General features: G+C 72.9%; 9 protein-coding genes and 1 pseudogene. 8 read left to right on the top strand and 2 right to left on the bottom strand.

Annotated features, from left to right (window positions below; all coding sequences use genetic code 11):
- Positions 1-41: 41 nt before the first annotated feature.
- The 5 genes from ABIA35_RS11615 (at position 42) to ABIA35_RS11595 (ending at position 7,303) form a co-directional block, all read left to right on the top strand.
- Complete coding sequence (locus tag ABIA35_RS11615) at positions 42-521, top strand: Rrf2 family transcriptional regulator (protein WP_370357839.1); 480 nt, start codon at positions 42-44, stop codon at positions 519-521.
- 55 nt (positions 522-576) lie between these two features.
- The gene (locus tag ABIA35_RS11610; RefSeq protein ID WP_370357838.1) at positions 577-1,824 is read left to right on the top strand and encodes an MFS transporter; all 1,248 of its coding nucleotides are present in this window, start codon (positions 577-579) and stop codon (positions 1,822-1,824) included.
- Positions 1,821-3,434, top strand: coding sequence for a beta-N-acetylhexosaminidase (locus ABIA35_RS11605; protein WP_370357837.1), 1,614 nt, complete (start codon positions 1,821-1,823; stop codon positions 3,432-3,434). The genes ABIA35_RS11610 and ABIA35_RS11605 overlap by 4 nt, the downstream gene beginning before the upstream one ends.
- A gap of 164 nt (positions 3,435-3,598) precedes the next feature.
- Complete coding sequence (locus tag ABIA35_RS11600) at positions 3,599-4,144, top strand: hypothetical protein (RefSeq protein WP_370334367.1); 546 nt, start codon at positions 3,599-3,601, stop codon at positions 4,142-4,144.
- 141 nt (positions 4,145-4,285) lie between these two features.
- Positions 4,286-7,303, top strand: coding sequence for an FtsX-like permease family protein (locus ABIA35_RS11595; protein ID WP_370357836.1), 3,018 nt, complete (start codon positions 4,286-4,288; stop codon positions 7,301-7,303).
- Between the two features lie 87 nt (positions 7,304-7,390).
- On the opposite strand, the gene ABIA35_RS11590 is transcribed toward ABIA35_RS11595, so the two are convergent.
- Positions 7,391-9,079 (bottom strand): AMP-binding protein, encoded by a 1,689-nt coding sequence (locus ABIA35_RS11590; protein ID WP_370357835.1) that lies wholly within the window; start codon positions 9,077-9,079, stop codon positions 7,391-7,393.
- A 200-nt stretch (positions 9,080-9,279) separates the two neighbouring features.
- Positions 9,280-10,905: an AMP-binding protein gene (locus tag ABIA35_RS11585; protein WP_370334364.1), complete on the bottom strand. Its 1,626-nt coding sequence runs from the start codon at positions 10,903-10,905 to the stop codon at positions 9,280-9,282.
- A gap of 214 nt (positions 10,906-11,119) precedes the next feature.
- Between ABIA35_RS11585 and ABIA35_RS11580 the strand changes: the two are divergent.
- The 3 genes and pseudogenes from ABIA35_RS11580 to ABIA35_RS11570 all read left to right on the top strand — a co-directional run bounded on the left by ABIA35_RS11580 (position 11,120) and on the right by ABIA35_RS11570 (position 13,457).
- Positions 11,120-12,030, top strand: a pseudogene (locus ABIA35_RS11580) (esterase/lipase family protein).
- A 10-nt stretch (positions 12,031-12,040) separates the two neighbouring features.
- Positions 12,041-12,619 (top strand): AAA family ATPase, encoded by a 579-nt coding sequence (locus ABIA35_RS11575; protein ID WP_370357834.1) that lies wholly within the window; start codon positions 12,041-12,043, stop codon positions 12,617-12,619.
- A gap of 10 nt (positions 12,620-12,629) precedes the next feature.
- The gene (locus ABIA35_RS11570) at positions 12,630-13,457 is read left to right on the top strand and encodes an isocitrate lyase/phosphoenolpyruvate mutase family protein (RefSeq protein ID WP_370357833.1); all 828 of its coding nucleotides are present in this window, start codon (positions 12,630-12,632) and stop codon (positions 13,455-13,457) included.
- Positions 13,458-13,460 lie beyond the last annotated feature (3 nt).

The following is a 13,460-nucleotide window of genomic DNA, read 5'->3' as shown; positions in this document are numbered from 1 at the left end:
CGGGGGTGCGCCCGGCAATCGAGACGTGTAACATCCCGATTATGCAGATGGGCGAGGGCGTCGAATGGGGCCTGCACTGCCTGCTGGCGCTGGCCTGGTTGGAGGACCACGCGCCGGTGGCGACGGGGCGGCTGGCGGAGATCTTCGATCTGCCGCCGGAGTACCTGAAGAAGCGCCTGCAACCGCTGGTCAGGGTCGGCATCCTCAGCTCCTCCCCCGGCGCCCGGGGCGGCTACGCGCTGGCGCGGAGCCCTGAGCAGATCACGCTCATGGACGTCGTGGCCGCCGTCGAGGGACGCGACGAGGCGTTCCGCTGCACCGAGATCCGGCAGCAGGGGGCCGGCACGCTCGCGGCGGCGGACGAGTTCGGCGAGCCGTGCGGGATCGCGAAGGCCATGCGGCGCGCGGAGATGGCGTGGCGGCGGGAGCTGGCCGCGCAGACGCTCGCCGATCTCATGGGACTGGCTTCAGGCACCGCGCCGGCCCGCGTGCGCCGCTTCTATCAGGACATCACGCTCTAGCAACCAAAACGTCCGCCCGGCCACCCGGCCGGGCTCTCGGGAAAGGTAATTCGGGATGTCGAGTATCTCGATACCGCGCGAAGACTCCGCCGAGCAGCAACGACAAGGAAGCCGAGACAAGCCCTCCTCTGGAGGCCTGGGCCGCACCCTCATCCTCGCCCTCGGTACCTTCGCAGTGGGCACCGACGCCTTCGTCCTCGCCGGCTTCCTCCCCGACGTCGCCAAGTCCCTGCACACCAGCACCGCCGGCGCGGGCCAGGCCGTGACCGTCTTCGCCGCCGCCTACGCCGTCGCCTCCCCGGTGGTCGCGACGCTCACCGCCCGCTTCCCGCGCCGCCTGCTGCTGGTCGCGGCGCTGGTGGTGCTGGCCGCCGCCAACGCGGCCTCGGCCCTCGCGCCGAACCTGCCCTTCCTGCTGGCCGCCCGGGTGCTCGCGGCGGCGGGCGCGGCGGGCTACACGCCGACCGCCGGCGCGGTCTCGGCGGCGTTGGTGCGCCCGGAGATGCGCGGCCGCGCGCTGTCGGTGGTCGTCGCCGGGTTGACCGTGGCGACCGCGCTCGGCGTGCCCTTGGGCGACGCGGTCGGCTCGGTCATGGGCTGGCGCGCCGCGCTCGGCCTGGTCGCGGGCCTATGCCTGCTCACCGCGATCGCCGCGGCCGCCCTGATGCCGACGCCGCCGGGCTCGGCGCCGGTCCCGCTGGCGGCGCGCGTGGCCGCCCTGCGCCGCCCCGGTGTGGCCACCGTGCTGCCGTTGACCGCGCTGGGCATGGCGGCGGCCTACACCGTGTACGCCTACGCCATCCCGGCCCTGCACGCCCTCGGCATCGCCGACGGCGCGACCGCGTGGATCCTGTCGGCGTACGGCGTCGGCGCGGTGGCCGGGAACCTGGCCGCCGGGATCGCCGCCGACCGGCTCGGCCCGACGCGGGTCCTGGCCGCCGGGTACACGCTCATGGCCGCGAGCATGGCGGCCTTCGCGGTGCTGGCCGCGACAGGGGTGCACGCGCCGCTGTTGGTCGTGCTGCTCGCGGTCGTCTGGGGCGCCTCGACCTGGTGTCAGACCCCTCCCCAGCAGCACCGGCTGTTCAGCGCCGCGCCCGCCGAGGCGCCGCTGCTGATGGCGCTCAACGCGTCGGCGATCTACGTCGGCATCGGCATCGGGACCGCCGCCGGCGGTCTGTTGGTGGCCTCCGGGGCGGCCAAGATGTTCACGGTCGCGGCCCTGGTCGCGTGCGGGGCGCTCGGCTGGCTCGCGGCAACGGGGCGCTCGCGCGGGCGCCGGTGGTCTACCCTCGCGGAGTGACCGGCCGACCCCCCACGCTCCGGACCATCGCGGCGATCAGCACCTGCGCCGCCTTCCTCAGCCTGTCCGCGTGCACCGGCGGCAGCAGCGAAGCTCAGAGCTCTGCGCCGCCGACCAGCGCGAACAGCAGCACGCCGACGCCGTCGGAGCCGTTGTCCCCCGCCGACCCGGCGGCGCTGGAACGGGTCGTCCCGGAACCGGCCGCCATCACCGCGGCCGCCGGGACCTTCACCCTCACGAGTGCCACCGCGATCCACGCCTCGGCCGGCGCCGAGGCGGTCGCGGCGGATCTCGCCGCCTATCTCCAGCAGCAGACGGGCCGGGCGCCACAAACAACGCAGAACGCTGACGCCGCGATCCAGCTCACCCTGCAACCCACCGGCGGCGACCCGTCGCTGGGCACCGAGGGCTACACCCTGGCGATCGCGCCGGACTCGGTCAAGATCACGGCCGCCGCCGACGCAGGGCTCTTCCACGGCGTGCAGACCCTGCGGCAGCTGCTGGTCGGCACCAAGCTCCAGGACGGCACCGTCACCGACCATCCGCGTTTCGCCTACCGAGGCGTCATGCTCGACGTCGCGCGGCACTTCTACAGCGTGGCCGACGTCAAGGCGTACATCGACGCCGCCGCGCTGTACAAGGTCAACGAGTTCCACCTGCACCTGACCGACGACCAGGGCTGGCGCTTCGCCGTCCCGGGCTACCCGAAGCTGACCACCCTCGGCGCCTCCACGCAGGTCGGCGGCGGCCCCGGCGGCTCGTACTCGCCGGCGGACCTGAAGGAGATCGTCGACTACGCGGCCTCGCGCTACATGACCGTGATCCCGGAGATCGACATGCCCGGGCACGTCGGCGCGGCCGTCTACGCCGACACGTCGCTGGCCTGCGACGGACGGCACCACGGCCCGGTGACCAGCCTGTCCCCCGCCTACGACGCGCTGTGCACGAGCAGTACATCAACATACAGATTTGTCGATTCGGCGACGAAGGCGGCGGCCGACGCCACCCCCGGCGGCACCTACCTGCACATGGGCGGCGACGAGGCCCAGGCCCTGAACCTGACGCAGTACAACGCCTTCGTCCAGAAGGCCCAGAACCTGGTGGCCGGCCACGGCCGCACCCCGATCGCCTGGGCCGAGGCCGGCACCGCACCCCTGCTCCCGCAGACGGTGCTGGAGTACTGGAACACCGCGCAGCCGCAGTCCTACGTCCTGCAGGCCGCCGCCAAGGGCACCAAGCTGATCATGGCGCCGGGCAGCCACGCCTACCTGGACCAGCAGCCGGTCGCCGGCTTCCGCCTCGGCCTGCACTGGGCCGGGTACATCCCGGTGTCCAAGGCCTACGACTGGGATCCGGTGACGGTGCTGCCGGGCATCGGGCCCTCATCGGTCCTCGGCGTCGAGGCCCCGCTGTGGAGCGAGACGGTGAAGAGCCTGGCGGACGCCGAGACGCTGGCCTTCCCCAGGCTGCCCGCGATCGCCGAGATCGGCTGGTCGGCGCCGAACACGCACGACTGGGCGAAGTTCTCCCACCGGCTGGCCGACCAGGGGCCGCTGTGGGACAAGCTGGGGATCGCCTACTACAAGTCGCCCGAGGTGCCGTGGAGCTGACCTAGCGGGTGCCGGCGGACCGACAGTCCACTGAGACCACGACGCGAAGAAAGATCCTCGTCGCTCGTCACACCTTTCACACCTTCGTGACAAAAGGGTATAAGGCACCCTTCCGCGGGGAGTTATCGCGCGCAATACCCACCCGCTGGAAAGGAAACAGGTCAGTGACCATCCCTGCCCGTACATACCGCCCCCTCGCGGCGGCCGGTGCCGCCGCGCTCGCCCTCTGCGCGTCGGTCGGCGTCACCCAGGCTGCGACGTCGCCGCAGCACGCCAAGCCGGTGACGCACGGCATCGCCTACCTGAACACGCAGGTCAACCTGCCCAACGGCGTCTGGACCGACACCCCGGTGGAGGTCAACCTGCCCCATGCGGGCACCTATGACCTCGACGCGAACGTCCGCGGCCGGCTCGCGGGCAATCCCGCGGTCAACGCGTACATCACCGCACGGCTGTGGAACGTCACGGCCAATGCGGAGCTCCCGCAGAGCGAGCGCCTCGTCTACCAGATCATCGACCTCAACGCCGGGACGGCGCAGGCCGGCGGCAACAACACCGCGCCGATCGACGAGCTGGTCACGGTCGACAAGCCGACCACCATCCGCCTCCAGGCCAGGCGCGTCGACGCCGCCGGCGCGGCCTCCATCGCGCAGATCTACTCCGACGGGCAGGGCTACACCTCGCTGCGCTTCGACCACGCCGTCGGCTGACACCCGGCACGCGCGTCCCGGCCGCCGTCTCCTGACGGCGGCCGGGACGGCTGGACGCGGCGCCCCGCCCCGCCCCGCATCAAACGATCTACGCATTCCGCACGATGCAGGGCTCGAACATACGCGGTAGTCCTGGATCCCATGATCTGGAAGGTCGCCGTCCGCATCGCGCGCCGCGAAGCCCTGCGCCACAAGGGCCGCTCCGCGCTGGTGGCGGCGATGCTCGCGCTGCCGGTGGCCGGCGCGAGCGCGGCCGACACGCTCTACCACACCACCAAGCTCACCACCGTGGAGCAGGTGCGGCGGGACATCGGGCACGCCGACGCGCTGGTCTCCTTCGTGGCGCCGGCGCCGATCGAACAGCTGCCGGACGGGAGCGTGCCCACCCCGCCGCAGGCCGCCGGGATGCTGGCCGGGGCGTTGCAGGGCACGCAGGTGGCCTCGCCGGTGGACGCCGGGGTGCTGCCGCCGGGGTCGCGGGTCGTGCCCTTGCCGGCCGCGCAGGAACTGCGGGTGAGCTCACCGCAGGGTGCGTATTCGGTGCAGGGGGCCGAGCGGGATCTGGGCGATCCGCTGCTCGACGGTCTCTACGTGAAAAAGGCGGGCCGCGCACCGCACGCCAAGGGCGAGGTGACGCTGTCCACCTCGCTGCTCTCCGCCCTGGACAAGCGCGTCGGCGACCAGGTGAGCGCGGAGTTCCTCAGCGCCGGGGAGCATCCCGGGGCGGACGGCCGGCTGCCCGAGCACCAGCTGACCATCGTCGGCGAGTACGACGACCCCGCGCACCTGGACGCCGACCGGCTCCTCGCCTACCCCGGCACGCTGCCCGCCGCGCAGGACGGCCAAGATGCCCAAAACAGCCAAGATGCCCAGAACAGCCAGGCATCCCCGGACGCCCAGGGCGATCCGGGCCCGACCCAGTGGCTCGCGCAGGTCCCCGGCGGCCTGAGCTGGGCCCAGGTGCTCAAGCTGAACCAGAGCGGCTACTCCGCGGAGTCCCTGCTGGTCGCCGAGAACCCGCCGCCGGACTCCGCGGTGCCGCTGATGCAGCACTACCAGGCGGCTTCGGTCGGCAGCAGCAGGCTGACCCAGGCACTGGTCGCGGTCGGCGCCCTGGGCATCGTCATGGCGCTGCTGGAGGTGGTGCTGCTGGCCGGGCCCGCGTTCGCGGTCGGGGCGCGCAAGCGGCGGCGCGACTTCGGGCTGATGGGCGCGGCCGGGGCCGACCAGCGCATGGTGCGGGCCGTGGTGCTGGCCGACGGGCTGGTGCTGGGCGCCGTCGGCGGCGTGGTCGGGGCGGTGGCCGGGATCGGGCTGGGGCGGCTGGCCCTGCCGGAGGCGGTGACCCTCACGCACCGCGAGCCCGGCGCGTTCCGGATCGCGCCGGGCGACCTGGCCGGGGCGGCGCTGATCGGGGTGGTGACCGGGCTCATCGCGGCGCTGATCCCCGCGGTCATCACCGGGCGGCAACATGTGCTGCAAGCACTGACCGGCGGACGGCGCGGGGCGCGCGGCGTGCCGTGGAAGCTGGCGCTGCTCGGTGTCGTGATCCTGGCCGCCGGGATGGCCGCCACCGGCTACGCCGTCTACAAGCCCGGCATCCACACCGTGCCGCTGGTCGCGGGCATCGCGGTCTGCGAGCTCGGCGTGGTGGCCTGTACCCCGCTGCTGGTGGCGCTGACCGGCAAGGCGGGCCGGCTGCTGCCGCTGACCGGCCGGATGGCGCTGCGCGACAGCGCGCGCAACCGGGGCCGCACGGCGCCGGCCGTCGCGGCGATCCTGGCCGCCGTCGCCGGCTCGACCGCGGTGGCCACGCTGCTGACCACCGACGACGCCCGCGGCCGCGCGCAGTATCACAGCACCCTGCGGCCCGGGCAGGTGGCGCTGATGTTCGGTCCCGCCGCCGCCCAGCAGGCCGGGATGCAGCCCGCCTTCGGCATGGGATACGGCGGGCTAAGCGGGTACGGCGGGTACGGCGACTCGAACGGGCCGAACACCGCGCCGGTGGACACGGGCAAGGCGATCTCCGCGATCAGCGCCACGCTGCCGGTGCGATCGGCCGCCGTGATCCCCACCCAGGACTTCTCCGGCTTCGTGCCGCAGGACATCGTCATCAAGCGCACCGTGGCCAACGACTGCCCGTTCTTCAACGGCGGCCAAGGCCTCGTCACGCTCCCCTCCGGCGGCGACAGCGAATCGATGATCCAAGCGGACCCGCGCTGCGTCGCGGCGTTCAGCGGCGGCCAGGTCGTGCCCGGGGACGCCGCCACCCTGCGCGCCCTCACCGGCACCGTCGACCCGCAGGCCGAGAAAGTGCTGGCGGCCGGGGGCATGGTCGTGTTCAGCCCCTACGACCTGACCGGCACGGATCCGGCCACCGGCACGGCGACCGCGACCATCGCCCTGCAGCGCAGCTGCCCGCCGTCCGACGCGCAGCTGCCGGACGTCGTCCGCCAGCAGTTCGCGCCCTTCTGCAGCGGACCGCCGCCGGCCCCGCTGACCCTGCCCGCGGCCGTGGCCAAAACCAAGGACGGCAGCGCCGTCAACGGCGTCCGGGCCCTGATCCCGCAGTCGGCGGCGACCCGCTACGGCGTGAAGTACCAGCCCTCGATGATCCTGTTCGACACCACGCGCATGCCGACCAAGGCCGAGGAGGAACGTGCCAACGCCGCCGCCGAGACGCTGGGCACCACGGCGCTGCTGAAGGTCGAGCGCGGCTATCAGGGCGGCGACGACACCACGATGCTGGCCCTGGCCGCCGTCGCGGCGTTCGTGACGCTCGGCGCCGCGGCCATCTCCACGGGCCTTGCCATCACCGACGGCCAGGCCGACCTGGAGACCCTCGCGGCGGTCGGCGCGCGCCCGCGCGTGCGCCGCACCCTGGCCGGATCGCAGGCCACGATCACCGCCGCGATGGGCGCCGTCCTGGGCTCGGCCACCGGGCTGGTGCCGGCGGTGGCGGTGGTCGAGGCCCGGTCGCACAGCTTCGTGCAGTCCGCGCTCGAAGGCAGATCCGGTCCCGGCGTCCACGCCCAGAGCTACCTGGCGATCCCGTGGTGGTTCCTGCTCGGGACGATCGTGATCGTTCCGATGCTCGCCGGGATCGGAGCGGTCCTGGTGACACGCTCGAAGGTAGAGATTCGGCGACGACGGGGATAGCAGGGGCCCCGCGCGGGCAATTGGAGAGCGGCCGGATGGCGCGCGCCTGGCGGGCGCGCCATCCGGTTTCACCACCGACAGTGTCGCTCAGGCGCCGGCCAGTGACGGCGGCAGATCCCGCACGACCACCTTGCCGGTGGCGTTGCGGGGCAGGGCGTCGACGAACACGACATCGCGCGGCACCGCGTTGCCCGGCAGGTAGCGCGCCACGACGCCGCGCACCTGCGGCGCGGACATCTCGGCCCCGGGCCGCACCACGACGTAGGCGGCGAACCGCTGCCCCTGGTCGGCGTCCGGCACGCCGACCACCGCGGCCTCGCGGATGTCCTGCACCGAGGCCAGCAGGTCCTCGACCTCGCGCGGGAACAGCTGCTCCCCGGCGCACACGATCATGTCGGCGTCGCGGCCGTGCACGAACAGCCGCCCGGAGGAGTCCAGGTGCCCGCGGTCGTTGGTGGCCATGTACCCGGCGCGGTGCTCCTTGGTCCCGCCGTTGGTGTAGCCCTCGAACAGCAGCGTGTTCCAGACGAAGATCCGGCCGGTGACGCCGCGCGGCACCACCTCGCCGCGGTCGTCGAGCACCTTCAGCCGCGAGTCCAGCGGCGGACGGCCCGCGGTGTTCGGGGCGATGCGCAGGTCCGCGGGCTCGGCGACGGCCGCCCAGGAGACCTCGGTGGAGCCGTAGAAGTTGTAGAGGACGTCGCCGAAGACATCCATGAACGTGGTGACCACCGGCGTCGGGATCGCCGAGCCGGAGGTGGCCACGATCCGCAGCGACGAGGCGTCGTAGGAGTCGCGCAGCTCCGGCGGCAGCTCCAGGATCCGCTGCAGCACCACCGGGACGCCGAACACGACCGAGCAGCGCTGCTCGTCGATCGCCTGCAGCGCGGCCTTGGGCTCGAAACGCCGCTGCAACACCAGGGTGTTGCGCAGCGCCATGCTGATCTGCAGCCCGGCCAGGCCCCACATGTGGAACAGCGGCGTGGCCACGAGCACCGATTCGCAGCTGCGCAGCGGTATTCGGGAGATCAGGCCGGCCGCGGCGGACAGCCCCGGCGGGTTCGCACGCTGTGCGCCCTTGGGCGCGCCGGTGGTTCCGGAGGTCAGGACGATGATGCGGCCGGGCCGCTTGGGCGGGCGGCGCTTGGCGGCGCTGGCGGTGGCGATGACGTCGTCCACGGTCGCCGTGGCGGCCCGGCGGTGCGCGGGCGAGTCGAAGGGGCGCCCCGAACCGGGTCCGGTGGCGTCGGGCCAGGCGATCAGGAACGGCACGCCGAGCCGCGCGGCGGCCACGTGGTCGGCGAACTCGGCGTCGGCGATCACCACGGCCGGCTCGTGCGCGCGCAGCACCTCGGCGGTGGCGCGCACGGTCAGGCCGGTGTTGACCAGGACCACGTCCGCGCCGAGCTCGGCGGCGGCCACCACCGCCTCGACGAACCAGGCGTGGTTCCGGCACAGCACGGCCACCCGGCTGCCGGGCACCGCGCCCAGCTTCTCCAGGCCGTTGGCCAGCCGGACCGCGCGGCGGTGCACCTCGCGGTAGCTCACGGCGCGCCGCTCGTCGATGACGGCGACCCGGCGCGGCGAGCGGGCCTCGGCGGCCCGGTAGCCGCCGGCCACGGTGGCGCCCCAGCGCCCCAGGCTCAGCAGCTGGCGCACGGTGCGGTCCGGGCGCGCCGGGCGCAGGATCCCCGAACGCATCAGAATCCGAAGGACCCGCAGGGAGGTGCCCTTGGGGCCGGTGATCTCACTGGGTTCGGCGCGGTTTGCGGACATGGCGGCGGTGCCCTCCTGTCGGGGTGACGGATGGCTGTGCGTGTGGGCGTGCAGTGTTCCGGTTCCGTTCAGGTGCACCAGCCGGGCGATGGCTGGCGGCACGGGCCCGTGCCGGTGGCGGCACGAGCCCGCGGATCGTGATGAGGACGGACCGCCGTTATCCCGGCGGCCGGACTTCATTCACGGCGCGCGATCACGGTTCAGTCGGCGAGCAGCCGGTTCACGACCTTGCCGGTGGCGTTGCGCGGCAGTTCGTCCACGAAGTGCACGTCCCGGGGCACCGAGAAGCGCGCCAGGCCCGCCTTCACCAAGGCCTTGACCTCTTCCTCGGTCATCGCGGCGCCCGGCAGCAGCGCGATGTAGGCGGCGAAGCGCTGCCCCCACTCGGCGTCGGGCACCCCGACCACCGCGCACTCGCGCACCCCGGGCTGGGCCGCGATGAGCTCCTCGACCTCGCGCGGGAAGACGTTCTCGCCGCCGGAGACGATCATGTCGTCGTCGCGGCCGGAGACGAACAGCAGGCCGTGGGTGTCGACGTAGCCGCGGTCGCCGGTGGCCATGTAGCCGTCGGCGGTCTCCTTGTTGGCGCCGTTGGTGTAGCCCTCGAAGAGCATGTCGTTCCAGACGAAGATGCGCCCGACCGTGCCGGTGGGCACCGGGTCGCCGGTGGCCACGTCGCGGATCACGATCTTGGAGCCCAGCGGCGGGCGGCCGGCCGTGGTCGGGGCCTGGCGCAGGTCCTTGGGGTCGGCGATGGAGGCCCAGGAGACCTCGGTGGAGCCGTAGAAGTTGTAGAGCACCGGCCCGAAGGTGTCCAGGAACCTGGTCACCGCCGCGGCCGGGATCGCCGAGCCGGACAGCGCGACGATGCGCAGCGTCGAGGTGTCGTACTTCTTGATCACGTCCTCGCCGAGGTCCAGCATCCGCTGCACCATCACCGGCACCGCGAACATCGCCGTGGGCCGCTTGGTCTGGATCGCCTTGAGCGTGGACTCCGGATCGAAGCGCCGCTGCATGATCAGCGTGGCCCTCAGCGGCATGCTGATCTGCAGCGCGGCCAGGCCCCAGGAGTGGAACATCGGGGCCGGGACCAGGATCCGCTCGCCGGCGTGCAGCGGGATCCGGCTCAGGATCGAGGCCGCGGCGCCGATGCCCGGCGGGTTGGGGCGGCGCGCGCCCTTGGGGGCGCCGGTGGTGCCGGAGGTGAGCACGATGATGCGGCCGGGCTTGGCCGGGGGCTTGCGCGGCGTGGCCGCGGCGGCGTCGATGACCTCGTCCAGACTCAGCGCGACCCCGGCGCCGGGCTCGGGCCAGGCGTTGATCCGCAGGACGCCGTCGGGACAGTCGCCGAGCACGGCGTCGAACTCCGAGTCCGCGATCACCGCCTTGGGCTGCTGCTCGGTGATGACCTGGGTCATCTGGCCGGCGGACAGGCCGGTGTTGAGCAGCACCGCGTCCACGCCGAGCTCGGCGCAGGCGATGAAGCAGATCACCATGCCGGCGTGGTTGCGGCACAGCAGCGCGACCTTGTCCCCGGGGGCGACGCCGCGCGCCTGCAGGCCGTTGGCCAGGCGGGTGGCCCGGGTGGTGAGCTGCTTGTAGGTCAGCACGACGCGCTCGTCGATCACGGCCTCGGCGTTCGGGGTCCGCTTCGCGGCGGCCCGGAAGCCGCCGGCGATCGTCGCGCCCCAGGAGGCCAGCGCGCGCAACTGGCCGACGCTGCGGTGCGGGGGTCCGGGACGGATCACGCCGGCCCGTACCAGGGTCGCGGCCACCGCCAGGTGGGAGCCGCCGCCGTCGATGGTCGCGCCTGCCGGGCCGGGCATGGTCGGTACCTGCTTTCGTCCGTGCTTTCGTCCGTGGACGCTGGGTGCTGCGGGTGCTGCGGGTACTTCGGGTGCTGCTCGCTGAAAGTTACCCTCCGGTAAATTGGAGCCCGCGTCAATACCCCGCCCGTGGTCGGGCGGCCTTGGGGCCAGACGGGTGAATGTCATGGGGTTGAGAATGTACGCAAGCGCGCCACGCGCCTAGAAAGGAGTCATGCGACCGGCTTCCTCCCGCCCTCGAACCCTGCGACACCGTACGGCCCGGTTCCTGGCCGCCGCCCTGCTCGCCGGCCCCGCGGCCCTGGCCGCCACCCCGGCGCACGCGGACGAGGCCCCGGCCTTCTCCTCCGGTATCAACGACTTCGGATGCAGACCGAGCACCGAGCATCCCGGCCCCTGGTTCTGCTGCACGGAACCTTCCTCAACCCCGCCGAACAATGGCCGATCGGCGGTCCTTACTTCGCCGACCTCGGCTACTGCGTGTTCGAGCTCGACTACGGCCAGTACGACGGAATCCCGCTCGTGCACGGAATCGCGCCGATCGAACAATCCGGCCGGCAACTGTCGGCGTATGTGGACCGGGTCCTGGCCGCGACCGGCGCGAACCAGGTGGACATCGTCGGGCACTCCCAGGGCGGCGGAGCATTGCCGCGGTACTACCTGAAGTTCCTCGGGGGCGCGCCGAAGGTGCACACGCTGGTCGGGATCGCGCCGACCAACCACGGCGGGACCGCGTCGGGGCTGTTCACCGTCGCGCAGCAGATCCCCGGGGCGACGTCGGTGATCGGGACGGCGTGTCCGGCGTGCGTGGAGCAGTTCGCAGGGTCGGCGTTCAACCGGCGGCTCGACGCCGGCGGGGACACCGTGCCCGGCGTTCAGTACACGACGATCGTGACGCGCAACGACGAGCTGGTGACGCCGTACACGAACCAGTTCCTGAACGGACCGGACGTGCACAACGTCGTGGTGCAGGACCTGTGCCCGCTGGACGTCCCGGACCACGTCCTGGTCGGGACGGTCGACGGCGTCGCGTTCCACGAGGCGGCGAACGCGCTGGACCCGGCGGAGGCGACGCCGACGACCTGCGCGGATCTGCTGACCGGTCCGGTAGGTCCTCTGGTTTAGGCTGCACCGCATGCCTATGGCCGACGTGTGGGTGGTCGCGGGGGCACCCGGCGTCGGGAAGTCGACGGTGGCCGGGCTGCTCGCCGCGCGGTTGGCGCCGGTCCCGGCCGTCCTGGACAAGGACACCATGTACCGCGGCTTCGCCTCGGAGGTGCTGACGGCGGCCGGGCGCCCTTTCGGCGAGCGCGAGGGCGCCTGGTACGACGAGCACGTGAAGGTCCACGAATACGGCGGGATGACGGCGACCGCGCGGGAGATCCACTCCGCCGGCTGCCCGGTGATGCTGGTGGCGCCGTTCACCTCGCAGATCCGGGACCCCGCGCGCTGGTCGCGGTGGTGCGCCGAGCTCGGCGGCGGGACGGTGCACCTGGTCTGGGTCCGCTGCGACATCAATGCGTTGAGGTCCCGGATCTCGGCGCGCGGCCGGGCTGAGGACGCTGCGAAACTCGCGGGCTTCGACGCCTGGGCCGCCGCCATCCGCCCCGACACTCCCCCGCCGGTTCCGCACCACGAGCTCGACACCTCCTTCCCCGGCCACGACCGCCTGCTCCCGAAGATTTCGGCGCTCGCCGAAGTGTTCACCGCGTAGGGTTCGGTGTATGAGCCTGCTGACCCCCGAAGACCAGTACCGCCGCGCCGAGACCTTGGCCTCCCTGCACGCCGGCCCCGACGTATTCGTGATCGCCAACGCCTGGGACGCCGGCACCGCGAAGATCCTCACCGCCCTGGGCTTCAAGGCCCTGGCCACCACCAGCGCCGGCATCGCGCACAGCCTGGGCCTGGGCGACGGGGACATCACCCGGGAGGCCAGCCTGGCCAACGCCCGCACCCTGGTCGGCGCGACCCACCTGCCGGTCGCCGGCGACCTGGAGAACGGCTTCGGCACCACCGCGGAGCAGATCGCCGAGACCATCGGCCTGGCCGCCGAGGCCGGCCTGGTCGGCGGCTCGATCGAGGACGCCGTGGACGACGCGATCATCCCGCTGCCGCAGGCCCTGGACCGCCTGACCGCCGCCATCGAGGCAGCACGCGCACTCCCCTTCCCCTTCGCCGTGACGGCGCGCGCCGAGAACTTCCTCTACGGCCACGAGGACCTGAAGGACACCGTCGCCCGCCTGCAGGCCTTCGAGGCCGCCGGCGCCGACGTCCTGTTCGCCCCGGGCCTGACCACCGAGGAGCAGATCCGCACGATCACCTCCGAGGTCGGCAAGCCGGTCAACGTCCTGGCCGGCGGCGCGCGCCTGAACGCGACCGTCGAGCAGCTCGGCGAATGGGGCGTGCGCCGCATCAGCCTCGGCTCGAACCTCGCGCGCACCGCGATGAGCGCCGCCATCGGCGCGGCGAGGGAGATCGCGGAGCACGGGACGTTCGAGTTCGGCAAGAGCAGAGTGCTCCCGCACGCCGACATCGAGCGCTACTTCGGCTGAGCC

The sequence above is a fragment of the Catenulispora sp. MAP12-49 genome, from assembly GCF_041262705.1.
Classification (GTDB): domain Bacteria; phylum Actinomycetota; class Actinomycetes; order Streptomycetales; family Catenulisporaceae; genus Catenulispora.
Note: the sequence above shows the minus strand (reverse complement) of the source record. Positions and strands in the feature narration are given on the sequence as shown.

Excerpts from the sequence above, each read along its gene's own strand:
- ABIA35_RS11575 (WP_370357834.1), top strand. The coding sequence starts at position 12,041 with ATGCCTATGGCCGACGTGTGGGTGGTCGCGGGGGCACCCGGCGTCGGG.
- ABIA35_RS11615 (WP_370357839.1), top strand. The coding sequence starts at position 42 with ATGCAGATGGGCGAGGGCGTCGAATGGGGCCTGCACTGCCTGCTGGCG.
- ABIA35_RS11585 (WP_370334364.1), bottom strand. The coding sequence starts at position 10,905 with ATGCCCGGCCCGGCAGGCGCGACCATCGACGGCGGCGGCTCCCACCTG.
- ABIA35_RS11570 (WP_370357833.1), top strand. The coding sequence starts at position 12,630 with ATGAGCCTGCTGACCCCCGAAGACCAGTACCGCCGCGCCGAGACCTTG.
- ABIA35_RS11590 (WP_370357835.1), bottom strand. The coding sequence starts at position 9,079 with ATGTCCGCAAACCGCGCCGAACCCAGTGAGATCACCGGCCCCAAGGGC.
- ABIA35_RS11595 (WP_370357836.1), top strand. The coding sequence starts at position 4,286 with ATGATCTGGAAGGTCGCCGTCCGCATCGCGCGCCGCGAAGCCCTGCGC.
- ABIA35_RS11610 (WP_370357838.1), top strand. The coding sequence starts at position 577 with ATGTCGAGTATCTCGATACCGCGCGAAGACTCCGCCGAGCAGCAACGA.